The sequence below is a fragment of the Pseudomonas sichuanensis genome, assembly GCF_024749065.1.
Classification (GTDB): Bacteria; Pseudomonadota; Gammaproteobacteria; order Pseudomonadales; family Pseudomonadaceae; genus Aquipseudomonas; species Aquipseudomonas sichuanensis.
Genome location: NZ_CP087185.1, coordinates 392,011 through 417,048 on the forward strand (window position 1 = coordinate 392,011; position 25,038 = coordinate 417,048).

18 protein-coding genes are annotated in these 25,038 nt (G+C 63.7%); 11 read left to right on the plus strand and 7 right to left on the minus strand.

Features of this window, described 5'->3' with window-relative positions; genetic code table 11:
* Positions 1-6: 6 nt before the first annotated feature.
* The 6 genes from LOY51_RS01845 to LOY51_RS01870 all read left to right on the plus strand — a co-directional run bounded on the left by LOY51_RS01845 (position 7) and on the right by LOY51_RS01870 (position 7,198).
* Positions 7-342: a sarcosine oxidase subunit delta gene (locus LOY51_RS01845; RefSeq protein ID WP_110992278.1), complete on the plus strand. Its 336-nt coding sequence runs from the start codon at positions 7-9 to the stop codon at positions 340-342.
* The gene (locus tag LOY51_RS01850; protein WP_125462281.1) at positions 339-3,353 is read left to right on the plus strand and encodes a sarcosine oxidase subunit alpha; all 3,015 of its coding nucleotides are present in this window, start codon (positions 339-341) and stop codon (positions 3,351-3,353) included. The genes LOY51_RS01845 and LOY51_RS01850 overlap by 4 nt, the downstream gene beginning before the upstream one ends.
* A gap of 143 nt (positions 3,354-3,496) precedes the next feature.
* Entirely contained in the window at positions 3,497-4,129 is a 633-nt protein-coding gene (locus LOY51_RS01855) for a sarcosine oxidase subunit gamma (protein ID WP_125462282.1), read from the plus strand.
* Between the two features lie 13 nt (positions 4,130-4,142).
* Positions 4,143-5,000 (plus strand): formyltetrahydrofolate deformylase, encoded by an 858-nt coding sequence (gene purU, locus LOY51_RS01860; protein WP_125462283.1) that lies wholly within the window; start codon positions 4,143-4,145, stop codon positions 4,998-5,000.
* A 250-nt stretch (positions 5,001-5,250) separates the two neighbouring features.
* Positions 5,251-6,450, plus strand: coding sequence for a formaldehyde dehydrogenase, glutathione-independent (fdhA, locus tag LOY51_RS01865; RefSeq protein ID WP_125857155.1), 1,200 nt, complete (start codon positions 5,251-5,253; stop codon positions 6,448-6,450).
* A 175-nt stretch (positions 6,451-6,625) separates the two neighbouring features.
* Positions 6,626-7,198 (plus strand): DUF2780 domain-containing protein, encoded by a 573-nt coding sequence (locus tag LOY51_RS01870; RefSeq protein ID WP_125857156.1) that lies wholly within the window; start codon positions 6,626-6,628, stop codon positions 7,196-7,198.
* A 139-nt stretch (positions 7,199-7,337) separates the two neighbouring features.
* On the opposite strand, the gene LOY51_RS01875 is transcribed toward LOY51_RS01870, so the two are convergent.
* Entirely contained in the window at positions 7,338-8,687 is a 1,350-nt protein-coding gene (locus tag LOY51_RS01875; RefSeq protein WP_258644161.1) for an APC family permease, read from the minus strand.
* Positions 8,688-8,983: 296 nt separating this feature from the next.
* On the opposite strand from LOY51_RS01875, the gene LOY51_RS01880 reads away from it, so the two are divergent.
* Positions 8,984-10,369, plus strand: a complete 1,386-nt coding sequence (locus LOY51_RS01880; RefSeq protein WP_125857158.1) for a hypothetical protein — start codon at positions 8,984-8,986, stop codon at positions 10,367-10,369.
* A gap of 173 nt (positions 10,370-10,542) precedes the next feature.
* Here LOY51_RS01880 and yihG read toward each other — a convergent pair whose 3' ends face one another.
* Positions 10,543-11,430, minus strand: coding sequence for a 1-acylglycerol-3-phosphate O-acyltransferase, YihG family (yihG, locus tag LOY51_RS01885; RefSeq protein WP_125857159.1), 888 nt, complete (start codon positions 11,428-11,430; stop codon positions 10,543-10,545).
* A 182-nt stretch (positions 11,431-11,612) separates the two neighbouring features.
* On the opposite strand from yihG, the gene rloA2 reads away from it, so the two are divergent.
* The 4 genes from rloA2 to creD all read left to right on the plus strand — a co-directional run bounded on the left by rloA2 (position 11,613) and on the right by creD (position 15,875).
* Positions 11,613-12,113 (plus strand): retropepsin-like aspartic peptidase RloA2, encoded by a 501-nt coding sequence (gene rloA2 / locus LOY51_RS01890; RefSeq protein WP_125857160.1) that lies wholly within the window; start codon positions 11,613-11,615, stop codon positions 12,111-12,113.
* A 108-nt stretch (positions 12,114-12,221) separates the two neighbouring features.
* Complete coding sequence (creB, locus tag LOY51_RS01895; protein ID WP_125462289.1) at positions 12,222-12,902, plus strand: two-component system response regulator CreB; 681 nt, start codon at positions 12,222-12,224, stop codon at positions 12,900-12,902.
* Entirely contained in the window at positions 12,902-14,335 is a 1,434-nt protein-coding gene (gene creC / locus LOY51_RS01900) for a two-component system sensor histidine kinase CreC (RefSeq protein WP_125857161.1), read from the plus strand. The genes creB and creC overlap by 1 nt, the downstream gene beginning before the upstream one ends.
* A gap of 211 nt (positions 14,336-14,546) precedes the next feature.
* Positions 14,547-15,875, plus strand: coding sequence for a cell envelope integrity protein CreD (gene creD, locus LOY51_RS01905; RefSeq protein WP_258644162.1), 1,329 nt, complete (start codon positions 14,547-14,549; stop codon positions 15,873-15,875).
* 147 nt (positions 15,876-16,022) lie between these two features.
* Here creD and LOY51_RS01910 read toward each other — a convergent pair whose 3' ends face one another.
* The 5 genes from LOY51_RS01910 to aceE form a co-directional block, all read right to left on the minus strand.
* A complete protein-coding gene (locus LOY51_RS01910; RefSeq protein ID WP_125462293.1) occupies positions 16,023-16,637 on the minus strand; it encodes a glutathione S-transferase in 615 nt (204 codons plus the stop codon).
* A 3-nt stretch (positions 16,638-16,640) separates the two neighbouring features.
* Entirely contained in the window at positions 16,641-17,309 is a 669-nt protein-coding gene (gene msrA / locus LOY51_RS01915) for a peptide-methionine (S)-S-oxide reductase MsrA (RefSeq protein WP_125462294.1), read from the minus strand.
* A 151-nt stretch (positions 17,310-17,460) separates the two neighbouring features.
* Entirely contained in the window at positions 17,461-20,154 is a 2,694-nt protein-coding gene (locus LOY51_RS01920; RefSeq protein ID WP_125857163.1) for a putative bifunctional diguanylate cyclase/phosphodiesterase, read from the minus strand.
* 327 nt (positions 20,155-20,481) lie between these two features.
* Positions 20,482-22,116, minus strand: a complete 1,635-nt coding sequence (aceF, locus tag LOY51_RS01925) for a dihydrolipoyllysine-residue acetyltransferase (RefSeq protein ID WP_125857164.1) — start codon at positions 22,114-22,116, stop codon at positions 20,482-20,484.
* Between the two features lie 13 nt (positions 22,117-22,129).
* The gene (gene aceE, locus LOY51_RS01930; RefSeq protein ID WP_110992293.1) at positions 22,130-24,775 is read right to left on the minus strand and encodes a pyruvate dehydrogenase (acetyl-transferring), homodimeric type; all 2,646 of its coding nucleotides are present in this window, start codon (positions 24,773-24,775) and stop codon (positions 22,130-22,132) included.
* Positions 24,776-25,038: the final 263 nt, after the last annotated feature.

The following is a 25,038-nucleotide window of genomic DNA, read 5'->3' on the forward strand; positions in this document are numbered from 1 at the left end:
ACCGTCATGTTGCATATTTTCTGTCCCCACTGCGGCGAGCTGCGCTCCGAAGAAGAATTCCACGCTTCCGGCCAGGCCCACATCCCGCGCCCGCTGGACCCGGCCGCCTGCTCCGACGAGGAGTGGGGTACCTACATGTTCTTCCGCGACAACCCGCGTGGCATCCACCACGAACTGTGGGACCACGTTGCCGGCTGCCGCCAGTACTTCAACGTCACCCGTGACACCGTGACCTACGAAATTCTGGAAACCTACAAGATCGGCGAGAAGCCTCAAGTCACCGCTGCCGGCAAGCAAAGCGCGGCATCCGCGACCGCCAAGGGCCAAGGGGAAAAAGTATGAGCCAGACCTATCGCCTCGCCAGCGGCGGCCGTATCGACCGCAGCAAGGTGTTGAACTTCACCTTCAACGGCAAGACCTACCAGGGCTATGCCGGCGACAGCCTGGCTGCCGCCCTGCTGGCCAACGGCGTCGACATCGTCGGGCGCAGCTTCAAGTACTCGCGCCCCCGCGGCATCATCGCCGCCGGTACCGAAGAGCCGAACGCCATCCTGCAGATCGGCTCCAGCGAAGCCACCCAGATCCCCAACGTGCGTGCCACCCAGCAGGCGCTTTACGCAGGCCTGGTCGCCACCAGCACCAACGGCTGGCCGAACGTCAACAACGACGTCATGGGCATCCTCGGCAAGGTGGGCGGCAGCATGATGCCGCCGGGCTTCTACTACAAAACCTTCATGTACCCGAAATCGTTCTGGATGACCTACGAGAAGTACATCCGCAAAGCCGCAGGCCTTGGCCGTGCGCCGCTGCAGAACGATCCGGACAGCTACGACTACATGAACCAGCACTGCGACGTGCTGATCGTCGGCGCCGGCCCCGCTGGCCTGGCCGCTGCCCTGGCCGCCGCCCGCAGCGGTGCCCGGGTGATCCTGGCCGATGAACAGGAAGAGTTCGGCGGCAGCCTGCTCGACACCCGCGAAACCCTCGACGGCAAGCCCGCCGCCGACTGGGTCAACGCCGTGGTCAAAGAGTTGGAAAGCCTGCCGGAAGTGACCCTGCTGCCACGTGCCACGGTCAACGGCTACCACGACCATAACTTCCTGACCATTCACGAGCGCCTCACCGACCACCTCGGCGACCGCGCCCCGATCGGCCAGGTGCGCCACCGCGTGCACCGCGTGCGTGCCAAGCGTGTGGTGCTGGCCCCTGGCGCCCACGAGCGCCCGCTGGTGTACGGCAACAACGACGTGCCGGGCAACATGCTGGCCGGTGCGGTCTCCACCTACGTGCGCCGCTACGGTGTCGCGCCGGGCCGCAAGCTGGTGCTGTCGACCAACAACGATCACGCCTACCGCGCAGCGCTCGACTGGCACGACGCCGGCCTGCAAGTGGTGGCCATCGCCGACGCCCGCCACAACCCGCGTGGTTCGCTGGTTGAAGAAGCGCGTGCCAAGGGCATTCGCATTCTCACCTCCAGCGCCGTGGTCGAGGCCAAGGGCAGCAAGCATGTCACCGGCGCCCGTGTGGCCGCCATCGATGTAAAGGCACACAAGGTCACCAGCCCAGGCGAGACCCTCGAGTGCGACCTGATCGCCACCTCCGGCGGCTACAGCCCGATCGTCCACCTCGCTTCGCACCTGGGCGGTCGCCCGGTATGGCGTGACGACATCCTTGGCTTCGTGCCGGGCGATGCCCCGCAGAAGCGCGAGTGCGTCGGCGGCATCAACGGCGTCTATGCCCTCGGTGACGTGATTGCCGATGGTTTCGAAGGCGGCGCCCGCGCTGCCACCGAGGCCGGTTTCAAGGCCACCGTCGGCACCCTGCCGAAAACCGTGGCGCGCAAGGAAGAGGCCACCGTGGCGCTGTTCCAGGTGCCGCACGACAAGGGCAGCAAAGGGCCGAAGCAGTTCGTCGACCAGCAGAACGACGTCACCGCCGCCGGTATCGAACTGGCCACCCGCGAAGGCTTCGAGTCGGTCGAGCACGTCAAGCGCTATACCGCGCTGGGCTTCGGTACCGACCAGGGCAAGCTGGGCAACATCAACGGCCTGGCCATCGCCGCCCGTTCGATCGGCATCACCATCCCGGAAATGGGCACCACCATGTTCCGCCCCAACTACACGCCGGTGACCTTCGGCGCGGTAGCGGGCCGGCACTGTGGCCACCTGTTCGAGCCGGTGCGCTTCACCGCCCTGCATGCCTGGCACGTGAAGAACGGCGCCGAGTTCGAGGACGTCGGCCAGTGGAAGCGCCCGTGGTACTTCCCTAAAGCCGGCGAGGATATCCACGCTGCCGTGGCCCGCGAGTGCAAGGCCGTGCGTGACAGCGTCGGCCTGCTGGACGCCTCCACGCTCGGCAAGATCGACATCCAGGGGCCGGACGCGCGCGAGTTCCTCAACCGCATCTACACCAACGCCTGGACCAAGCTCGACGTGGGCAAGGCCCGCTACGGCCTGATGTGCAAAGAGGACGGCATGGTCTTCGACGACGGCGTGACCGCCTGCGTCGGCGACAACCACTTCATCATGACCACCACTACCGGCGGCGCCGCCCGTGTGTTGCAGTGGATGGAGCTGTACCACCAGACCGAATGGCCGGAACTGAAGGTGTACTTCACCTCGGTCACCGACCACTGGGCGACCATGACCCTGTCCGGCCCCAACAGCCGCAAGCTGCTCAGCGAGCTGACCGACATCGACATGGACAAGGAAGCCTTCCCGTTCATGACCTGGAAGGAAGGCAATGTCGGCGGCGTGCCGGCCCGGGTGTTCCGCATCTCGTTCACCGGCGAGCTGTCGTACGAAGTGAACGTGCAGGCCAACTACGCCATGGGCGTGCTGGAGCAGATCGTCGAGGCCGGCAAGAAGTACAACCTGACCCCGTACGGCACCGAGACCATGCACGTGCTGCGTGCCGAGAAGGGCTTCATCATCGTGGGCCAGGACACCGACGGTTCGATGAACCCGGACGACCTGAACATGAGCTGGTGCGTGGGCCGCAACAAGCCGTTCTCGTGGATCGGCCTGCGTGGCATGAACCGCGAAGACTGCCTGCGCGACAACCGCAAGCAGCTGGTGGGCCTCAAGCCGGTCGATCCCAAGGTGTGGCTGCCTGAAGGCGCCCAACTGGTGTTCGACCCCAAGCAACCGATCCCGATGGACATGGTCGGCCACGTCACCTCCAGCTATGCCTCCAACTCCCTGGGCTATTCGTTCGCCATGGGTGTGGTCAAGGGCGGCCTCAAGCGCATGGGCGAGCGGGTGTATTCGCCACAGGCCGATGGCAGCGTGATCGAGGCGGAAATCGTCTCCGCGGTGTTCTTCGATCCGAAGGGTGAGCGGCAGAACGTCTAAGGCTCCGGCTGACAACATCGGACACTGTGGGAGCGGGTTCACCCGCGAATGCGATGCTGGCTTTACCGCCGCATTCGCGGGTAAACCCGCTCCCACAGGTTCGGTGCCCGCTCTGACCCACAAGAATTCAAGGCAGGTAAGAAATGAGCGCTATCAACGTCTTCCAGCAAAACCCCGGCCCTGATGCCAAGGCTCAGTCGCCACTGCACCACGCCGACCTGGCCAGCCTGGTCGGCAAGGGCCGCAAGAACGCAGGCGTGACCCTGCGCGAGAAGAAATTCCTCGGTCACCTGACCCTCCGCGGCAACAGCCACGACCCGGCCTTCGCCGGCGCCGTGCACAAGGCCCTGGGCCTGGAGCTGCCGGTAGCCCTGACCGTGGTCGCCAACGGCGACATCTCGCTGCAATGGATGGGCCCGGACGAGTTCCTGCTGATCGTCCCCGGCGGCCAGGAAGTGGAAGTCGAGAACAAGCTGCGTGCAGCCCTCGACGGCCAGCACATCCAGGTGGTCAACGTCAGCGGCGGGCAGACCCTGCTCGAGCTGCGCGGCCCCAACGTGCGCGACGTGCTGATGAAATCCACTAGCTATGATGTTCACCCGAACAACTTCCCGGTGGGCAAGGCCGTGGGCACCGTGTTCGCCAAGTCGCAACTGGTGATCCGCCGCACCGCCGAAGACACCTGGGAGTTGATGATCCGCCGCAGCTTCTCCGACTACTGGTGGCTGTGGCTGCAGGACGCATCGGCCGAATACGGCCTGGCCATCGAAGCCTAAGGGAGTACACAGCATGAGTCGGGCACCGGACACCTGGATTCTCACTGCCGACTGCCCGAGCATGCTCGGCACCGTCGATGTGGTGACGCGTCATCTCTACGAGCAGCGCTGCTACGTCACCGAGCACCATTCCTTCGATGACCGGCTGTCGGGGCGGTTCTTCATTCGCGTGGAGTTCCGCGCCCCGGACGGCTTCGACGAGGGCGGCTTTCGGGCCGGCCTTGCCGCGCGCAGCGAAGCCTTCGGCATGGCCTTCGAGCTGACCGCACCGCATCACCGCCCCAAGGTGGTGATCATGGTGTCCAAGGCCGACCACTGCCTGAACGATCTGCTGTACCGCCAGCGCATCGGCCAACTGGCCATGGACGTGGTCGCGGTGGTGTCCAACCACCCTGACCTCGAGCCCCTGGCCCACTGGCACAAGATCCCTTACTACCACTTTGCCCTGGACCCCCACGACAAGCCGGCGCAGGAGCGCAAGGTGCTGGACGTGATCGAGCAGACCGGTGCGGAGCTGGTGATCCTCGCCCGCTACATGCAGGTGCTGTCGCCCGAGCTGTGCCGCCGGCTGGATGGTTGCGCGATCAACATCCACCACTCGCTGCTGCCGGGGTTCAAGGGCGCCAAGCCGTATCACCAGGCCTACAACAAGGGCGTGAAGATGGTCGGTGCCACCGCGCACTACATCAACAATGACCTGGACGAAGGGCCGATCATTGCCCAGGGCGTCGAGGTGGTGGACCACAGCCACTACCCCGAAGACCTGATTGCCAAGGGGCGCGATATCGAGTGCCTGACTTTGGCGCGAGCGGTGGGGTATCACATTGAGAAGCGGGTGTTCCTGAACGCCAATCGCACGGTCGTTCTTTAAACGCCTGCGCTGGCCCTTTCGCGGGTAAACCCGCTCCCACAGGTTCCATGCAATACCTGTGGGAGCGGGTTTACCCGCGAAAGGGCCGGCACATTTTCAACTGCCGCAAAAAGACATCCCCCTGTCGCAACCAGTCACTGCGACATCCCCCATCAGGCCCACAATTCCTGCATTCCAGAAACACATGCCGCCCATGGATGGCGGCGCTTCAACCAACGCTGCATAAATACAAATCAAGCGAGGTAAGAGCATGTCTGGCAATCGTGGAGTGGTGTATCTCGGCGCTGGCAAGGTCGAAGTACAGAAGATCGACTACCCGAAAATGCAGGACCCGCGCGGCAAGAAGATCGAACACGGCGTCATCCTCAAGGTGGTCTCCACCAACATCTGCGGCTCCGACCAGCACATGGTCCGTGGCCGCACCACTGCCCAGGTCGGCCTGGTTCTGGGCCATGAAATCACCGGTGAAATCGTCGAGCTGGGCCGTGACGTCGAGCGCCTGAAGATCGGTGACCTGGTATCGGTACCCTTCAACGTCGCCTGCGGCCGCTGCCGCTCCTGCAAAGAGATGCACACCGGCGTCTGCCTCACCGTCAACCCGGCCCGCGCCGGTGGCGCCTACGGTTACGTCGACATGGGTGACTGGACCGGCGGCCAGGCCGAATACGTGCTGGTGCCTTACGCCGACTTCAACCTGCTGAAACTGCCGGACCGCGACAAGGCCATGGAGAAAATCCGTGACCTGACCTGCCTGTCCGACATCCTGCCAACCGGTTATCACGGTGCCGTGACTGCCGGCGTTGGCCCAGGCAGCACCGTTTACGTAGCCGGTGCCGGCCCGGTCGGCCTGGCCGCCGCCGCGTCTGCCCGCCTGCTGGGCGCCGCCTGCGTGATCGTCGGCGACCTCAACCCGGCCCGCCTGGCCCACGCCAAGTCCCAGGGCTTCGAAGTGGTCGACCTGTCCAAGGACACCCCGCTGCACGAGCAGATCATCGACATCCTCGGTGAGCCAGAAGTGGACTGCGCCGTCGATGCCGTAGGCTTCGAGGCCCGTGGCCATGGCCACGAAGGCGCCAAGCATGAAGCGCCGGCCACCGTGCTGAACTCGCTGATGCAAGTCACCCGTGTGGCCGGCAGCATCGGTATCCCTGGCCTGTATGTGACCGAAGACCCGGGTGCGGTGGACGCCGCCGCCAAGATCGGTGCGCTGAGCATCCGCTTCGGCCTGGGTTGGGCCAAGTCGCACAGCTTCCACACCGGCCAGACCCCGACCATGAAGTACAACCGCCAGCTGATGCAGGCGATCATGTGGGACCGCATCAACATCGCCGAAGTGGTGGGCGTGCAGGTGATCAACCTAGACCAGGCGCCGGAAGGCTATGGCGAGTTCGATGCCGGCGTGCCGAAGAAATTCGTGATCGACCCGCACAAGATGTGGGGCGCGGCGTAACGGATGTGGAGTGAAAAGAGCCCCTCTTGCCGAGGGGCTTTTTCATGCCTGCTTGCGTCATGCGGCGAGGTATCGTCCAGCCCGAACAGCGCCGACAATCGGCCCGGAACAAAGGTTCAAACCTCCAGTCAAACCCCTCGTTTCCCGGCCATTCCGGCCGACGAGGTCCCTCCCGATGAAAGCATTCACCCTGGCAACCCTGATGACCCTGGCCGCAAGCCCGGTGTTCGCCTTCAACCTCAGCGACGTCGCCAATGCGGTATCCGCCACGCAAAACCAGGAGCAGGGCGCCCAGGTGCAGGCGCCTGCGGCCCAGGCCAACCTGCTCAACACCTTGGGCAGCGAGTTGAAAATCACCCCCGAGCAGGCCATCGGCGGCGCCGGGGCGATGCTGGGGCTGGCGCGCAACAACCTCAGCGGCGATGACTATGGCCAGTTGACCAAGGCCGTGCCGGGGCTGGACTTGCTCTCGGGTGCCAGTGCATTGGGCGGATTGAGCGGCCTGGGGCAGTTACTGGGCAACGGCAAGACCGACTCGCCGCTGGGCAATGCGCTGGGTGGTGAGGTGCAGAACCGCAACGACCTGGATACCGCGTTCAAGGCGCTGGGCCTGGATACCGGGATGATCGGGCAGTTTGCGCCGCTGATCCTGCAGTACCTGGGGCAGCAGGGGATTGCCGGGTCGTTGCTGCAGAACCTGGGGAATTTGTGGGCAACGCCGGCGCCTTTGGCCCAGCCATCGGTCTGAGGGACTTGCAGGGCCGCTGCTGGCCCTATCGCCGGCAAGCCGGCTCCCACAGAGAAATCACCGTCCTTAAGTGCTGCGGTGAAACTGTGGGAGCCGGCTTGCCGGCGATGAGGCCGGTGCAGCCAGCGCACATTTACCGTCAGGCGACTTCGGAGAAGTCCACCAGGCTCACTGGGCGACGGAAGCCAGCGGTCAGCACGGCCAAGTAGGCAAGCCCCAGGGCAAACCAGCAAAGGCCAATCACCAAGGTCAGCGCCGACAGGCTGGTCCACAGCCACAGGGTCAGGCCCAACCCCACCAGCGGCACCGCGCCATAGCGCAGCAACCCCTTGAGGTTGCGATGCGCGCTTTCATTCACCAGGTGCGTCTTCACCACCGCCAGGTTCACCGCCGAGAACGCCACCAGCGCGCCGAAGCTGATCAGCGAGGCCAGGGTGGCCAGGTCGATCACCAACGCCAGCAGCGAGAACGCCGACACCAGCAGGGTGGCGAATACTGGTGTGCCGAAGCGCGGCGACAGATAACCGAAGCTGCGCTGCGGCAGCACACGGTCGCGGCCCATGGTGAACAGGATGCGCGACACCGCCGCCTGCGAGGCCAGCGCCGAGCCCAGGCTGCCGGCGACGAAGGCGGCGGTGAAGAAGTTGGCGAGGAACTGCCCGCCGGCCTTGAGCATCACTTCGTTGGCCGCCGCATCGGCGTTGGCGAAGTGGCTGCCCGGCAGCACCAGTTGGCTGACATAGGCCAGCACGGTGAACAGCAGGCCAGCGCCCAGAGTGGTGAGGATGATCGCCCGGGGCACGTCGCGGCGGGCGTCCTTGCATTCTTCGGCCAGGGTGGAGACGGCGTCGAAGCCGAGGAACGACAGGCACAGCACCGCCGCCCCAGCCATCAGCGCGCCGAAGCCCGGTGCGCTGCCGTCACCGCGCAATGGCGCCAGCAAATCCACCGGCTGACCGGCCAGGCCCTGCCACGACAGGGCGACGAACACCCCGATGAAGACAATCTGCGCGCCGACGATCAGGTTGCTGGTTTTGGCCACCGAGTGGATGCCGATCACGTTGAGCACCGTCACCAGGGCGATGGAGGCCAGCACGATGGCCCAGGCCGGGATGGCCGGGAAGGCGATGTTGAGGAACAGCCCGATCAGCAGGTAGTTGATCATCGGGATGAACAGGTAATCGAGCAGTAGCGACCAGCCGGCCAGGAAGCCCACGTTGGGGCCGAAGGCCATGTTGGTGTAGGAGTACGCCGAGCCCGCGACGGGGAAGCGCCGGACCATGAAGCTGTAGGAGGTGGCGGTGAACAGCATGGCCAGCAGAGTGACCAGGTAGGCGCCGGCAGTGCGGCCACCGGTGAGCTCGGTGACGATGCCGTAGGTGGTGAAGATGGTCAGCGGGACCATGTACACCAGGCCGAAGAACACCAGGGCGGGCAGGCCCAGGACACGGCGCAGTTGCGCGGGGGCGGAGCAAGGTTGGGTTGCCATCGATCAATCCTGGCTTTTTTGTAGTTGTGGTTGATCGATTTTTATCCACCAGGGTGGCTGGTGACAAACAAAGAGTTGCTAATGTCGATTATAAATCTGGATTTTAATCTGGAACACACACGGCTCTCGTGGGGTGCCTGCTTCGGCAGCGTTGGCGCAACCTGATATTTTTGCTAGTTATGCGCAATCGCAGAGATCGCTAGTCTGGGCGGGCCAAGGAAACGACTGTCGAGCACACTGTTTGTAACTTCCTCAACAGCCGTTGCGCGTGCAAATGACTATTGAGTGAGTGTGCGATGAAGAGAAACTACGTTGCCCTGTTGTTATTGTTTTTACTCGCGGCCTGTGCCCCGCTAGTTGAAAAACCGCCAGCGCCGGTTTCCCCGCCCATCGGTGTCGAACAGGCGCCGCCCACGCTGTCGGCGGCGCAGAGCCTGCGCCTTAGGGGGCCTGCTGCTGCTGCACAACTCAAAGGCTGGTACGACCAGACTGCAGACAACTGCGGCTCTGCAACGCGTCCGTCGTTTTTGTGCTCGGGTGTAATGTTGCGCGGTACGCTCAGTCGGCAGAGCTATTTTCCCTGGGACCCAAGCCCAGGCTCAGTAGCCAGTGGAGGGGTGTCCTTTGCCTGGATTCGAACGGACACCAACTTCAGAGATTTACCAATGAACTACAATAACGGATTTATTTTTTATCCGGTGCTCGATACACCTGCAGGCAAAAACTCCGATATCCAGATCATGTGTTCGTTCCCATTCGACGGCTGGACGGATATCCGCAATCAGCAGGGTTGCGGTACCACCACGCAATACCCAACGCAAAGTCGACCGTGCAGTGACCAGGGTATCAACACGGGCCAGCAGTGGATTACCCACTTCAACGCGGCGGCCGACAAATACAAAGCCCAATGTGGCTGGAACGTGAGGGAAGGTCAGCCTAATACGGCGGATAGGTTCAAACAAAGCACCGTCGGGCGTTCGCTGATCACGACTTCCCATTGGTACGGCAACAACGAACTGCGCTTGGCCACTTGGGCGGCGGGGACAGGGGCGCAGTTGCCGATTCAATCGTTTTTCTATGTGGCGGGTACTGCAGGACTTGCGTCGGCCCAAGATGATCAGCGGCGTTACTATCAGGCCTACAATCAGGTAGTTCCGGTTATTCAACTGACGTTTGCTTCCAACAAAAACGCAAAAGCGTCATTCATCTACAATGAGTCTGATCAAGTGGTAGGGGGAGAGGAGGGGCCAGACCCTATCGCGCTAATTGATTTCGAGAACGTGCCGCTACAGGAAAATGTCAAGGAGTTTAGCGTTCCCAGTGGGAAGTTTGTGGCGGAAAGGCCGGCCGGCGTTATTACAGTGCATAATAGAGTGCCCCCGTTATATAATATTTCCGGTCATCACTTGTTTCTGAAGTCAGAATATTATGGGGGAGCTATTTTTACGCCGAATTCGCCGGTGGGTGGCGTTTCATTTGACTATTGGCATGGCGCGGGTACAACGAACAATGCGGGTTTTGTTAGATACGTAGGTGGGGGTATATATAATTTATCTATAGAGCCAGGAACGCTTGTTGGGCGAGTCAACTTCATGGCTCCACCGGGCAAGAAAATAGAAAGTATATCTATTCTCTTGGTCCCACCCTCCAGTGCTATTGATAATATCAAATTATATGAATAAGCCTGGTTAAGAGATAAGGTCAGTCCGAGGTGCCTGCTGGTGTTGGCAGCAGGCAAATCGGACTCATGTGTGCGCAATGATCCTACTCCGATGTTCCGCTACTGCCATGCACTGGGTTCGTCGTGTTTTGTGACCGCTTTCGCCAGCTGTACCTGCGGTTGGAGCGGATTGCGTTATCGCATTTGCGTGCGCAACTGCTCAATCCGCTGGTCCTTCTCCACCCACAGCTGGTTCACCCAAGCCTGCACCGTCTGGCGAAACACCGGGTCGTTCTCGTAATCCCCCGCGCACAGCGCCGGGTCCAGCTCACGCACGCGAATGTCGATGATCACCCGGCTGATGCTGCCGTTGAGCAGGTCCCAGAACCCCGGGGCCTTGTCGCCCGGGTAGACGATGGTCACGTCCAGCAACGCATCGAGCTGTTCGCCCAGCGCCGCCAGCACAAAGGCCACGCCGCCGGCCTTGGGTTTGAGCAGGTGGCGGTAGGGCGACTGCTGCTGGGCATGCTTGGCCTGGGTGAAGCGGGTGCCTTCGAGGTAGTTGACCACGGTCACCGGCTGGCGCTTGAACAGCTCGCAGGCGGCCTTGGTGATTTCCAGGTCCTTGCCCTTGAGCTCCGGGTGCTTGTCGAGGAAGGCCTTGCTGTAGCGCTTCATGAACGGGTAGTCCAGCCCCCACCAGGCCAGGCCCAGCAGCGGTACCCAGATCAGCTCCTTCTTGAGGAAGAACTTGAAGAACGGCACGCGGCGGTTGAGGCTTTCGATCAGCGCGGGGATGTCGACCCAGGTCTGGTGGTTGCTGATGCACAGGTACGAGGTGTCCTGGCGCAGGGTGTCGACGCCGCGCACTTCCCATTGGGTGGGGATGCACAGGGCGAAGATGGCCTTGTCGACTTCCGACCAGCTTTCGGCCATCCACATCACCCCGGCGGAGGCATAGTCGCGTCCGCGCCCGGGCAGCACCAGCTTGAGCAGGGCGAAAACCAGCAGCGGGCCGATCATCACCAGGGTGTTGAGCAGCAGCAGGGTGGTGGTGAGCAGGCCAGTCAGCAGGCGACGCATAAGGGAACTCTTGTTGTGTGAAAGGTACGGGCGGCAATGATAAGCAGCCCGGGGGCCTACGCCAAACGTCGTACGTCCATTAAGTGGCACAAATGTTTCACATTGTGTTGTTTAACCTGTGGCAACGAACCTATCCTGCCCGCGCAGTCTAAGCACTGACCCCTCTCAAGGAAGCCTGCCCCGTGAAACCCTTGCTTGCCCTGCTGTCCCTGCTGGCGTTGCCGGTCATGGCCGCCGAGCCCACGCTCTACGGCCGTTACGAGAACATCAAGTTGCCGGAGATCGGCGAAACCCTGAAAGCCAAGATGGACACCGGTGCCTACACCGCGTCGTTGTCGGCCAAGGATATCGAGCTGTTCAGCCGTGACGGCAAGGAATGGGTGCGCTTTCGCCTGGCAACCAAGGACGCCGATGGCAAGGTCTACGAGCATGAGGTTTCGCGCATCAGCAAGATCAAGAACCGCGCCGACGAGGACGAGGAGGGCGATGCCCCCGAGCTGTCCCGCCGCCCGGTAGTCGACCTGGAGCTGTGCCTGGGTGACGTGAAGCGCACCGTGGAGGTCAACCTGGTCGATCGCAGCAACTTCAACTATCCGTTGCTGGTCGGCGCCAAGGCGTTGAAGAAGTTCAAGGCGGCGGTGAACCCGGCCGAGAAATTCACCGCGGGCAAGCCGAGCTGCTGATTCGCCAACTGCAAGTTTCAAGCGACAAGCTGCAAGAAACAGCGGATCGGTGTAAGTTGCCGCGATCCGCTTTCACTTGAAGCTTGCAGCTTGAGGCTTGCCGCTCAGATGCCCCACATCCTCATCGTCGAAGACGAATCCGCCATCGCCGACACCCTGGTGTACGCCCTGCAGGCCGATGGCCACAGCACCGAATGGGTGACCCTGGGCAGTGCCGCGCTCGAGCAGCAGCGCCTGCGCCCGGCCGACCTGGTGATCCTCGACATTGGCCTGCCGGACATCAGCGGCTTCGAAACCTGCCGCCAACTGCGCCGCTTTACCGAGGTGCCGGTGATGTTCCTCAGTGCCCGCGACGCCGAGATCGACCGCGTGCTGGGCCTGGAAATCGGTGCCGACGACTACGTGGTCAAACCGTTCAGCCCGCGCGAAGTGGCGGCCCGGGTCAGGGCGATCCTCAAGCGCATGGCGCCACGCAGCGAGCCGGCCACAGACAGCACGCCGTTCCAGCTCGACAGCCTGGCCATGCGTATCGTCTATCGCAGCCAGGCGCTGGCGCTGACCCGCCACGAATTCCGCCTGCTGCAATGCCTGCTCGAACAACCGCGGCGGGTGTTCAGCCGCGAGCAGTTGCTCGATGGCCTGGGCGTGGCCTCGGACGTGGGCTACGAACGCACCATCGACAGCCATATCAAGAGCCTGCGCGCCAAGCTGCGCCAGGTGGCCGCCGACGCCGAACCGATCCAGACCCACCGCGGCCTGGGCTACAGCTACAGCCCGGAGCACGCCTGATGCGCCTGGGGATTCGCATCTTCCTGGTGTATTTCCTGTTCGTCGGGCTGGCCGGTTATTTTCTGCTCAATACCGTGCGCGAACAGATCCGCCCGGTGGTGCGCCAGTCCTCCGAGGAGACATTGGTGGACACCGCCAACCTGCTGGCGGAAATCCTCCATGACGACGTCAAGCACGGCACCCTGAACCAGAGCCGCCTGTCGCAGGTGCTGCAGTCCTACGGCGAGCGCCGCCCCAGCGCGCAGATCTGGGGGCTGGCGAAGAACCAGGTCAGCCACCGCATCTATGTCACCGACGCCAAGGGCATCGTGTTGCTCGACTCCAGCGGCCAGGCCCTGGGCAAGGACTATTCGCGCTGGAACGATGTCTACCTCACCCTGCGCGGGCAGTACGGCGCGCGCTCGACCCGCAGCGACCCGGACGACGAAAGCACCTCGGTGATGCACGTGGCGGCGCCGATCCTCGATGATGGGCAGATCATCGGCGTGGTGACGGTGGCCAAGCCCAACAGCTCGCTGCAACCCTACATCGACCGCTCCGAGAAGCGCCTGCTGACCCTTGGGCTGGGGTTGATCGTGCTCGGCCTGTTGGTCGGCGCGGCGCTGTCGTGGTGGCTGACCCGTTCGCTGCGCCGGCTCACCCACTATGCCCAGGCGGTCAGCGAAGGCGAGCGCGCCGCCTTGCCGCACTACAAGGGCGGCGAGCTGCAGCAGCTGGCCACGGCGGTGGAGCGCATGCGTACGCAGCTGGAAGGCAAGGCCTATGTCGAGCGCTACGTGCACACCCTTACCCATGAGCTGAAGAGCCCGTTGGCGGCGATCCGCGGCGCCTCGGAGCTGCTCCAGGGCCCCATGCCGGACGAGCAGCGGGCGCGCTTCGCCGGCAATATCGAGCGTGAGAGCGAGCGCCTGCAGCAGATGATCGAGCGCCTGCTCAACCTGGCCAGGGTCGAGCAGATGCAGGCGCTGGAGGACGAGCAGCAGGTGGCGTTGGCGGCGCTGGTCGATGAACTGCTGCTGGCCCATGGGGCGCGTATCGACAATGCCGGCTTGCAGGTGCGCCAGCGAGTGCCGGTGGATATGCGCCTGTGGTGCGACCCGTTCCTGATGCGCCAGGCGCTGGCCAACCTGTTGGACAACGCCCTGGACTTCACCCCGCAGGGCGGCGCCTTGCTGTTCGAGCTGGAGCGCGAGGGCGAGCGGGTGGCGCTGAGCCTGTTCAACCAGGGGCAGGCGATTCCCGAGTACGCGCTGGGGCGGGTGAGCGAGCGGTTCTATTCACTGCCAAGGCCGGATACCGGGCGCAAGAGCACCGGGCTGGGGTTGAACTTCGTCGCCGAGGTGATGCAGCTGCATGGCGGCTCGCTGGCGGTGGACAACGTCGAGGGTGGGGTGCGGGTGCGGCTCTGGTTGCCGGTGCGACGCTTCAGCTGACGCGTGGGAGCGGCGGTGCGCCGATGCGACTTGCCCCGCGATGAGGCCCGATCAGGCAGTGACGTTGCCCGGGTTGGCCTCATCGCGGGGCAAGCCCGCTCCCACGCAGTGTGTCGCCGTCCCTGCAATCTCCACACAATCTCCACATTCCCTCCCTGAGGGCTCCACGCAGCGGGCAGACACTGGCCCCATCGCACACGGAGCCTCACCCATGAACAAGACCCTCGGATTCAAGCTCGGTACCATCGCCGTGCTGATCCTGCTGTTGCTCATCCCGCTATTCATGATTGGCGGCCTCATCGACGAACGGCAGAGCCTGCGTGACGATGTGTTGCGCGATATCGCCCGCAGTTCCAGCTTCGAGCAGCAGATCAGCGGCCCGATGGTGGTGGTGCCCTACCGTAAGTACGAACGCCGCTGGATCGAAAAGGACGGCCAGAGCGTTCAGGAAACCTACACCCTCAATGGCAACCTGTACTTCCTGCCGGAAACCATGGATGCCGACATCGGCGTGGAGACCGAGCTGCGCGCCCGTGGCATCTACCAGGCCCGGCTGTTCCACGCCAAGGGCAGCATCAAGGGCCGTTTCAAGCTGCCCGAGCGCTGGGGCATCGACAAGGACTACGATGACTACCGCTTCGACAAACCGTACCTGGTGGTGGGCATCAGCGATATCCGCGGCATCGAGAGCGGCCTGGAGCTGAAGTTCGACGACCAGCAACTGGCCTTCGAGGCCGGCACCGGGTTGGACTGGATGCGCGCCGGGGTGCATGTGCCGCTGCCGCAGCTCGATGGCCAGCAGGCACGGGCCTTCGACTACGGCTTTGACATCGCCCTGCAGGGCACCGGCCAGCTGCATGTGTTGCCGGTGGGCCGCAGCAGCAGCGTGGCCATGCGCGCCAACTGGCCGCACCCCAGCTTCATCGGCAGCTACCTGCCGACTCGTCGCGACATCGACGACACCGGCTTCACCGCCCACTGGCAGACCTCGTTCTTTGCCACCAACCTGGAAGACGCTCTCGACCAGTGCGTCAGCCCGCAGGCATGCAACGTGTTCCTGGGCACCACCTTTGGCGTGAGCTTCGTCGATCCGGTCGACCAGTACCTCAAGAGCGAGCGGGCGATCAAATATGCGCTGCTGTTCATAGCCCTGACCTTCGCCGGTTTCTTCCTGTTCGAGGTGCTCAAGGGCCTGAGCGTGCACCCGGTGCAGTACATCCTGGTGGGCGTGGCCCTGGCATTCTTCTACCTGCTGTTGCTGTCGCTGTCGGAGCACCTGGGGTTTGGCCTGGCCTATGGGCTGTCGGCGTCGGGGTGTGTGCTGCTGATCGGCTTCTACCTGGCGCATGTACTGCGCAGCCTGGGGCGCGGGGTGGGCTTTGCGGCGGGGCTGGCGGCGTTGTACGGCATGCTTTATGGGCTGCTCAGCGCTGAAGATTACGCGCTGCTTATGGGCTCGCTACTGTGCTTTGGTTTGCTGGGGGTGTTCATGGTGCTGACCCGTCGGTTGGACTGGTCGCGGGTGGGGAGGTTGGGATGAGGGAGGATAGAGAGGTTGGGCGGTGGTTGGCCCTTAAAATTGGAATGTTGTTTCCTGTAACACCGAGGTGAGGCCTTCGCGGGTAAACCCGCTCCCACAGGTACGGCACAGATCCTGTGGGAGCGGGTTTACCCGCGAAGAGGCCCTTCAGCCTTGCGGCGCGGTGGCCAGCATCGACGCCCGCTGGCTCACCTCGGCATACCACGCCGCCAGCCCTGGCTGGCGCTCACGCCATCCGAAATCAGGCTGGCGCAGGTCCAGATACCCCAAGGCACAAGCCACGCCAATCGCCGCCAGGTCGAACCCCGAAGCCAGCTCCGCCAGGTGCTCGTGTTCAAGGTTGGCCAGGCTGCGACGGATCTTTTCGCCCTGTGCCTGGACCCAGCCGTCCCACTGCTTGTCCGCCGGGCGCAGGAAGGTTTCGTAGCGGGTACCCACCGCGGCATCCATGATCGCGTCGGCCTGGGAGGCCAGGGTCAGCCGGCGCCAGCGCGCCGAGCCTTCGCGGGGCAGCAGCGGGTTGCCGACGTGGCGGCTGTCGAGGTACTCGCAGATCACCCGGCTGTCATGCAGCACACTGCCGTCGTCCAGGCGCAGGGCCGGGATCTTGCCGATCGGGTTGCCCTCATTGAGCTGCTCGTCACCGCTCACCGGGCTGATATTCACGCCTTGCAGGGTGACGTCGCCCAGTTGCCCGGTCTCGTGCAGCACCACCATGACCTTGCGCACGAACGGCGACAGCGGCGAATGGAACAGGATCATGGCTCAGTTACCTTGCAGGCTGGGTGGCAGGCACACGCCCAGGCCGCCGATACCGCAATAGCCGTCGGGGTTCTTGGCCAGGTACTGCTGGTGGTAGGCCTCGGCGAAGTACACGGTCGGTGCCTGGTCGATCTCGGTGGTGATCTCGCCGAAGCCGGCCTTGCCCAGTTCGGCCTGGAAGGCGTCGCGGCTGGCCTTGGCCTCAATCAGTTGCTGCGGCGAGGTGCAGTAGATGGCCGAGCGGTACTGGGTGCCGATGTCGTTGCCCTGGCGCATGCCCTGGGTCGGGTTGTGCAGCTCCCAGAACATCGCCAGCAGTTCGCGGTAGCTGACCCGGTTCTTGTCGAACACCACCAGCACCACTTCGGTGTGGCCGGTCAGGCCCGAGCAGACTTCTTCGTAGGTGGGGTTGGGGGTGAAGCCGCCGGCATAGCCGACCACGGTGCTGACCACGCCTTCGCGCTGCCAGAAGCGGCGCTCGGCGCCCCAGAAGCAGCCCAGGCCGAAGATGGCGAAGTCGATGTCGCCCTCGAAGAACGGGCCGAGCAGCGGGGTGCCTTCGAAAACGTAGTGGAACTCGGGCAGGGTCATCGGGGTTTCGCGGCCAGGCAGGGCCTGTTCCGCGGTGGGCAGGACGTTTTTGTTCACCAGGATTTCCGAACGCAGGGTCATGGCCGTTCCTCTGTGTTTTTTCAGTGGGATAGGTGTTGGCCCCATCGCCGGCAAGCCGGCTCCCACAGGGATTGGATTGAACCCTGTGGGAGCCGGCTTGCCGGCGATAGGGCCCGAATGGCTTCTATAGTGCCCGAGGTTTGGGCCGCTGTCAGGCCAGCGGGCCACGCGGGTAGCGGCGCAGCTTTTCGGTCAGCTCGCGCCCGGGGATCGGCCGGTCGAACAGGTAGCCCTGGCCGACGTCGCAGCGGTGCCGGCGCAGGAACGCCAGCTGCTCCGGCGTCTCGATACCCTCGGCGACCACCTTGAGCTTGAGGTTGTGCGCCATGGCCACCACCGCCGAGGTGATCTCCATGTCGTCCTGGTTGTCGGGGATCTCGTTGATGAAGCTGCGGTCGATCTTGATGATGTCGATCGGGAACTTCTTCAGGTAGCTCAGCGACGAGTAGCCGGTGCCGAAGTCGTCCATGGCCAGCGTCAGGCCCAGGGCCTTGAGCTCGTCGAGCTGGCGGTGGGTGTCTTCGCTGGCTTCGAGCAGCAGGCCTTCGGTCAGTTCCAGCTCCAGCAGGTGCGGCGGCAGCGCCTCTTCCTTGATGATGCTGCCGATCGAGCTCACCAGCTCCGGGTCGGAGAACTGCTTGGGCGACAGGTTGATGGCCACGTGCAGGTTGCCCATGCCGGCCTCGCGCAGCTCCAGGCTCATGCGGCAGGCCTGGCGCACCACCCACTTGCCGATGGGGATGATCAGGCCGGTCTCTTCGGCCACGCTGATGAACTGGTCGGGGCGGATCATGCCGCGCTCCGGGTGGTTCCAGCGCAGCAGCGCCTCGAGCCCGAGCAGGCGGCCGCTGCGCAGGCACAGCTTGGGCTGGTAGAACACTTCCAGTTCGTTCTGGGTCAGCGCCCGGCGCAGGTTGTTCTCGACGAACAGCTTGTAGCTGGCCTCGGCGTTGAGCACTTCGGTGAACACTTGCACCTGGTGCTTGCCGTTGGCCTTGGCCTTGTGCAGGGCCAGGCCCGCGTTCTTCATCAGGGTGGCCGGGTCGCTGCCGTGCAGGGGGGCACAGGCCAGGCCCACGGAGGCGGTGACGTTGATCAGCTGATTGTCGACGAACATCGGTTTGTCGAGAGTGCGCAGCAACTGGTGGGCCACGCCCTGGCCGTCTTCGAGGGAGGTATCGTCGAGCAGCACGGCGAATTCGTTGCTGGCGAAGCGCGCCAGGCTGCCGCCGCTGCTCAGGCTGTTGCGCAGGCGCCGGGCCAGGCTGATCAGCAGTTTGTCGCCGGTCTGGTGGCCGAGGCTGTCGTTGATCCGCTTGAAGTTGTCGATGTCCACCAGCAGCAGGCAGATCGGGCTGCTGCTGTCGCGGGCGAAGCGCTCGTCGAGGTTGCGGATGAACGCCGGGCGATTGCCCAGGTTGGTCAGGTTGTCGGTGTAGGCCAGCCGCTCGATGCGTTGTTGCGCCAGCTTGGTCTGGGTGACGTCTTCGTAGATGCCGATGTAGTGCGTCAGCTCGCGGTTGTCGCCGTACACCTTGGAAATCGACAGTTGGCCCCAGTAAGGCTCGAGGTTCTTGCGCCGGCTTTTGAACTCGCCCTGCCAGCTGTTGCCCATGGCCAGGCTGGAGGGGGAGTCGAACAGCAGTTCGCTCAAGTTTTCCAGTGCCGGCAGCTCGGCCAGGTGGTGGCCCTGGACTTCCTCGGTGCTGTATTGGGTGATGGCGGTGAAGCTGGGGTTCACGTACTCCACCACGCCGTCGCGATTGACCAGCAGGAAGGCGCTGGCGCTCTGTTCCACGGCGCGCTGGAACAGGTGCAGCGCGTTGGCGGCGGTGCGCCGGTTGTGGTTGTTGATCACTTGCGCGAACTGGTCGGCCAGCTCGCCGGCGAAGGCGATCTCGTCCGACTGCCAGGCCCTTGGCCGGCCAGTCTGCTCCAGGCACAGCACCCCCACCACCTGGCCGTCGATGCGGATGCTGGCATCGAGCATGGCGTTGTCGTCGGTGGGGTAGAGCAGCTCGGCCATTTCGCGGGTGCGCGGGTCGTGGCTGGCGTTGTGGGCATCGATGGCGCGGCTGGCGTGCAGGGCTTCGAGGTAGTCGGGGAAGCGGCTGGCGTCGATCGGCTCGGGCAGGCGGTGCAGCCGCTCGTGGTGGTACCAGGCGCTGATCGGCTCCAGGCGTTGATCGTGCAGGTACCAGATGCTGGCGCTGTCGACCTTGTAGATCTCGCAGGCGCTCTGGGTGATCAGTTCGGCGGCTTCGAGCAGCGAGTTGCCGATGCTGTAGCGCTGGCGGGCCAGGCGCAGGATCAGGTCCTGCTGGGCACGCACCCGCTCCAGGTGTTCGAGCTGCTCCTGCTGGGCGCGCTGATTGAGCTGCAGGGCCAGTTGCAGGCGGTTGTTGCGGGATTCGAGATCGTTTGCGTCGAGGTCGGCGCTGTCGTCCTGCTGGTCGTCCATCACCGTCAGGTAGCCACGCAGCAGCTGGCGGTTGTGCTGCTTGTAGCTTTCGCCCGCTTCCAGCACGCGCAACGGCGTCGGGCCTGCGTGCAGGGTGTAGCGCACGCGGTAGTGGCCGCGCCGGGCCAGTTGCAGCTGGATCTCGTCGTGCAGTTTGTAGCGCGCCTCCGGCTCCATGAGGCTGGCGTAGGGCGAGCCGATCAAGGCGCAGAGTTCGGCGGCGGCCAGGCCGAATTGCCGCTCGCAGGCGGGGTCGACGTAGAGCATGGCCCAGCTGGCTTCGTTCAGCCGTTCGAAACGCAGCATGCCGAGCCGCGAGGGCACGGGGAGCTGCGTGACGACCTCGGCCGCCACTCGGCTGGCGGCATCGGGTTGGCTTTTCATCGAAGACTCGCTTGAACAGGGAGCGCCGCCTGGAAAGCGGCGCATCGGGCAAGGTTGCATCATGTCCCGTGGGCTGGCAAGCGGCCATGCGGGATGCTGTGTGCAGGTTGTCGGCAAACAAGATGAAATCTGAAGAAAAGCAGCTGCGAGCTTCGAGTTGCAAGCATCAAGCTGAGCGGTGTTGGGGCATGAACTGCTTTTTCTTGCAGCTTGCAGCTTGCGGCCTGCAGCTCAAAAAAAGCCCCGCCAATTGGCGGGGTTGAGGTACGAGCGTGGCAGCTCGAAAGGGGTGCCCGCCTTCCCGAGGGAAGGCGGGCAAACAGCGGGTTACAGCAGCATGGTGCGGATGTCGCCCAGCACGTCGCCCAGGCGCTTGGTGAAGCGCGCGGCGGCGGCGCCGTTGATCACACGGTGATCGTAGGACAGCGACAGCGGCAGCATCAGCTTGGGCTGGAAGGCCTTGCCATCCCAGACCGGCTGCATGGTCGCCTTGGAGACGCCCAGGATAGCCACTTCAGGCGCGTTGACGATCGGCGTGAAGCCGGTGCCGCCAATGTGGCCGAGGCTGGAGATGGTGAAGCAAGCACCTTGCATGTCGTCGGCCGACAGCTTTTTGGTGCGCGCCTTCTCGGCCAGCGCGGCGGCTTCGGCAGCCAGTTGCAGCAGGCTCTTCTGGTCGACGTTCTTGATCACAGGGACCAGCAGGCCATCCGGGGTGTCCACGGCGAAGCCGATGTGCACGTACTTCTTGCGGATGATCGCCTTGCCGCTTGGCGCCAGCGAGCTGTTGAAGTCCGGCAGTTCCTTGAGCAGGAAGGCGCAGGCCTTGAGCAGCAGCGGCAGCACGGTCAGCTTGACGCCGGCTTTTTCGGCGACGGCTTTCTGCGCGACGCGGAAGGCTTCCAGCTCGGTGATGTCGGCCGAGTCGAACTGGGTAACGTGCGGCACGTTCAGCCAGCTGCGGTGCAGGTTGGCGGCGCCGACCTGCATCAGGCGGGTCAGGGCCACTTCTTCCACTTCACCGAACTTGCTGAAGTCCACGGCCGGGATCGGCGGGATGCCTGCACCACCGGTAGCACCGGCGGCTGGAGCCTCCTTGGCCTTCTGCATCATGGCCTTGACGTAGACCTGAACGTCTTCTTTCAGGATACGGCCGTGCGGGCCGGTGGCGGCGACCGCACCCAGGTCGACACCGAATTCACGGGCCAGCTGGCGAACGGCAGGGCCGGCATGGACCTTGGCGTTGCTGCCGGCGGCCGGCGCGGTGGCGACCGGGGCTGGAGCAGGCGCGGCAGCCGGAGCGGCGGCCGGCGCAGCAGCTGGGGCAGGAGCGGCAGCCGGAGCAGCAGCGGCCGGAGCCGGTGCTGCTGCAGGGGCGGCGCCTGCGGCCTTGATCTTGAAGATCAGGTCGCCGGTGCCCACTTCGTCTTCCAGCTTGCACAGCACGGCTTCGATCACGCCGGCGCTAGGCGACGGGATTTCCATGGAGGCCTTGTCGGACTCCAGGGTGATCAGCGACTGGTCGGCTTCGACGGTGTCGCCGACCTTGACCAGCACTTCGATGATCTTGGCCTTGCCCGACGAGCCGATGTCCGGCACGTGGATGTCCTGCACGCTGGCGGCAACCGGGGCTGCTGCGGCTGGCGCGGCAGCTGGGGCGGCTTGCGCAGCCGGCGCCGGTGCGGCGGCCGGAGCAGCGGCGGCCGGAGCCTCGGGCGCGGAAGCTGCGCCCTCGACTTCCAGGACCAGCAGCTCGTCGCCTTCTTTCAGGCGGTCGCCCAGTTTGACCTTCAGTTCCTTGACGATGCCGGCCTTGGGGGCCGGGATCTCCATGGAGGCCTTGTCGGACTCCAGGGTCAGCAGGCTCTGGTCGGCCTCGATACGGTCACCGACCTTGACGAACAGCTCGATGATTTCACCTTCACCGCTGCCGATGTCAGGTACGCGAATGAGTTCGCTCACTTAAAAATACTCCTCAGCAGTCCAGTGGGTTGCGCTTGTCCGGGTCGATGCCGAACTTGACGATGGCGTCAGCCACAACCTTGGGTTCGATCTCGCCACGGTCAGCCAGGGCTTCCAGGGCAGCCAGCACCACGAAGTGACGGTCTACTTCGAAGAAGTGACGCAGCTTCTTGCGGCTGTCGCTGCGACCGTAACCGTCGGTACCCAGGACTTTGAATTCTTTGCTCGGTACCCACTGGCGAATCTGCTCGGCGAACAGCTTCATGTAGTCGGTGGAGGCGATGACCGGGCCTTTGCGGCCGGCCAGGCACTCTTCCACGTAGGTGGTCTGAGGCTTCTGGCCAGGCTTGAGGCGGTTGGCGCGTTCCACGGCCAGGCCGTCGCGGCGCAGTTCGTTGAAGCTGGTGACGCTCCATACGTCGGCACCGACGTTGAACTCTTCACGCAGGATCTTCGCCGCTTCGCGAACTTCGCGCAGGATGGTGCCGGAGCCCATCAGCTGTACGTGGTGCGCGGCTTCGCGGGTGTCTTCCTCGAGCAGGTACATGCCCTTGATGATGCCTTCCTCGACACCGGCCGGCATGGCTGGCTGCTGATAGGATTCGTTCATCACGGTGATGTAGTAGAAGATGTCCTGTTGCTCTTCGGTCATCTTCTTCATGCCGTCCTGGATGATCACCGCCAGCTCGTAGCCGTAGGTCGGATCGTAGGTGCGGCAGTTCGGGATGGTGCCCGCCATCATGTGGCTGTGACCGTCTTCGTGCTGCAGGCCTTCACCGTTGAGGGTGGTACGGCCGGCGGTACCGCCGATCAGGAAGCCACGGGTGCGGCTGTCGCCAGCGGCCCAGGCCAGGTCGCCGATACGCTGGAAGCCGAACATCGAGTAGAAGATGTAGAACGGCAGCATCGGCTGGTTGTGGCAGCTGTACGAAGTACCGGCAGCGATGAACGACGACATGGCGCCGGCTTCGTTGATGCCTTCTTCGAGGATCTGGCCCTTCTTGTCCTCGCGGTAGAACATCACCTGGTCTTTATCGACTGGCTCGTAGAGCTGGCCGACCGACGAGTAGATGCCCAGCTGGCGGAACATGCCTTCCATACCGAAGGTACGGGCTTCGTCCGGGATGATCGGCACGATGCGCTGGCCGATTTCCTTGTCCTTGACCAGCTGCGCGAGGATACGCACGAAGGCCATGGTGGTGGAGATTTCACGGTCGCCCGAGCCGTCCAGGATCGCTTTCAGCGTTTCCAGGGATGGGGTTGGTACGCTGAAGCTCTTGGCGCGGCGCTGCGGCACGAAACCACCCAGGGCTGCGCGGCGCTCGGCCAGGTACTTGGCTTCGGCGGAACCTTCTTCCGGCTTGAAGAACGGCAGGTTCTCAAGGTCGGCATCCTTGACCGGGATGTCGAAGCGGTCACGGAAGTGACGCAGGCTGTCGACGTCGACCTTCTTGGTGTTGTGCGCGGTGTTCTTGGCTTCGCCAGCACCGGTGCCGTAACCCTTGATGGTCTTGGCCAGGATGACGGTTGGCTGCTCTTTGTGGTTCACAGCCTGGTGGTAAGCCGCGTAGACCTTGTACGGGTCGTGGCCGCCACGGTTGAGCTTCCAGATCTCCTCGTCGGACAGGTCTTCGACCATGGCCTTGAGTTCTGGGGTATTGAAGAAGTTCTCACGAACGTACGCGCCGTCTTTGGCTTTGTAGTTCTGGTACTCGCCGTCGATGACTTCGTCCATGCGGCGCTGCAGGGCACCGTTGGTGTCCTTGGCCAGCAGTGGGTCCCAGAAACGGCCCCAGACCACTTTGTTGACGTTCCAGCCACCGCCGCGGAACACGCCTTCGAGTTCCTGGATGATCTTGCCGTTGCCGCGAACCGGGCCGTCGAGGCGCTGCAGGTTGCAGTTGATGACGAAGATCAGGTTGTCCAGCTTCTCGCGGCCGGCCAGGGCGATCGCGCCCAGGGATTCCGGCTCGTCGCACTCGCCGTCGCCCATGAAGCACCAGACCTTCTGCTTGCCGGCCGGGATGAAGCCACGGGCTTCCAGGTACTTCATGAAGCGTGCCTGGTAGATCGCCTGGATCGGGCCCAGGCCCATCGAAACGGTCGGGAACTGCCAGAAGTCAGGCATCAGCCAAGGGTGCGGGTACGAAGACAGGCCGTTGCCGTCCACTTCCTGACGGAAGTTGTTCATCTGGTCTTCGTTGATGCGGCCTTCCATGAAGGCGCGGGCGTAGACGCCTGGCGAAGCGTGGCCCTGGAAGAAGATCAGGTCGCCGCCGTGTTCTTCGGTCGGGGCCTGGAAGAAGTAGTTGAAGCCGATGTCGTACAGCGTGGCGCTGGAGGCGAAGCTCGAGATGTGGCCACCCAGGTCCGAGTCTTTCAGGTTGGTGCGCATGACCATGGCCAGGGCGTTCCAACGCACCATCGAGCGAATGCGGCGTTCCATGAACAGGTCGCCAGGCATGCGTGCTTCGTGGGTGACAGGGATGGTGTTGCGGTACGGCGTGGTGATGGCATACGGCAGCTGCGAGCCACTGCGGGTGGCCAGCTCGCCCATACGGGTCATCAGGTAATGAGCGCGGTCTTCGCCTTCTTTGTCGAGGACCGACTCCAGGGCATCCAGCCATTCCTGGGTTTCGATTGGATCGAGGTCTTGCATGGCTTGCTCCAGGGCGGAAAGGCCACCAGAATCGGGGGCCTGAGTTTGCGACTGGCCTTATGGGCAGACGTCGTGAATTCTTGGATTACCGGACAGTCATCCGGCGCGGTGTAGTTTTACTACAAATGCTTTCGGATTTCATGCTTTTGCACGGCATGGGTAGTAGTAAAACTACACAAATGCGACGGTTTGTCGCATCCCGGGTTGTGGGGAAAAACGTTCCCGTCGGTTGAATCTGTGTTCGAGTTAGGTGTTTGTTGATG

What these genes read in the sequence shown, in the direction of transcription:
- LOY51_RS01845 (WP_110992278.1), top strand. Translation starts at nt 7, where the DNA reads ATGTTGCATATTTTCTGTCCCCACTGCGGCGAGCTGCGCTCCGAAGAA.
- LOY51_RS01850 (WP_125462281.1), top strand. Translation starts at nt 339, where the DNA reads ATGAGCCAGACCTATCGCCTCGCCAGCGGCGGCCGTATCGACCGCAGC.
- LOY51_RS01855 (WP_125462282.1), top strand. Translation starts at nt 3,497, where the DNA reads ATGAGCGCTATCAACGTCTTCCAGCAAAACCCCGGCCCTGATGCCAAG.
- purU (WP_125462283.1), top strand. Translation starts at nt 4,143, where the DNA reads ATGAGTCGGGCACCGGACACCTGGATTCTCACTGCCGACTGCCCGAGC.
- fdhA (WP_125857155.1), top strand. Translation starts at nt 5,251, where the DNA reads ATGTCTGGCAATCGTGGAGTGGTGTATCTCGGCGCTGGCAAGGTCGAA.
- LOY51_RS01870 (WP_125857156.1), top strand. Translation starts at nt 6,626, where the DNA reads ATGAAAGCATTCACCCTGGCAACCCTGATGACCCTGGCCGCAAGCCCG.
- LOY51_RS01875 (WP_258644161.1), bottom strand. Translation starts at nt 8,687, where the DNA reads ATGGCAACCCAACCTTGCTCCGCCCCCGCGCAACTGCGCCGTGTCCTG.
- LOY51_RS01880 (WP_125857158.1), top strand. Translation starts at nt 8,984, where the DNA reads ATGAAGAGAAACTACGTTGCCCTGTTGTTATTGTTTTTACTCGCGGCC.
- yihG (WP_125857159.1), bottom strand. Translation starts at nt 11,430, where the DNA reads ATGCGTCGCCTGCTGACTGGCCTGCTCACCACCACCCTGCTGCTGCTC.
- creB (WP_125462289.1), top strand. Translation starts at nt 12,222, where the DNA reads ATGCCCCACATCCTCATCGTCGAAGACGAATCCGCCATCGCCGACACC.
- creC (WP_125857161.1), top strand. Translation starts at nt 12,902, where the DNA reads ATGCGCCTGGGGATTCGCATCTTCCTGGTGTATTTCCTGTTCGTCGGG.
- creD (WP_258644162.1), top strand. Translation starts at nt 14,547, where the DNA reads ATGAACAAGACCCTCGGATTCAAGCTCGGTACCATCGCCGTGCTGATC.
- LOY51_RS01910 (WP_125462293.1), bottom strand. Translation starts at nt 16,637, where the DNA reads ATGATCCTGTTCCATTCGCCGCTGTCGCCGTTCGTGCGCAAGGTCATG.
- msrA (WP_125462294.1), bottom strand. Translation starts at nt 17,309, where the DNA reads ATGACCCTGCGTTCGGAAATCCTGGTGAACAAAAACGTCCTGCCCACC.
- LOY51_RS01920 (WP_125857163.1), bottom strand. Translation starts at nt 20,154, where the DNA reads ATGAAAAGCCAACCCGATGCCGCCAGCCGAGTGGCGGCCGAGGTCGTC.
- aceE (WP_110992293.1), bottom strand. Translation starts at nt 24,775, where the DNA reads ATGCAAGACCTCGATCCAATCGAAACCCAGGAATGGCTGGATGCCCTG.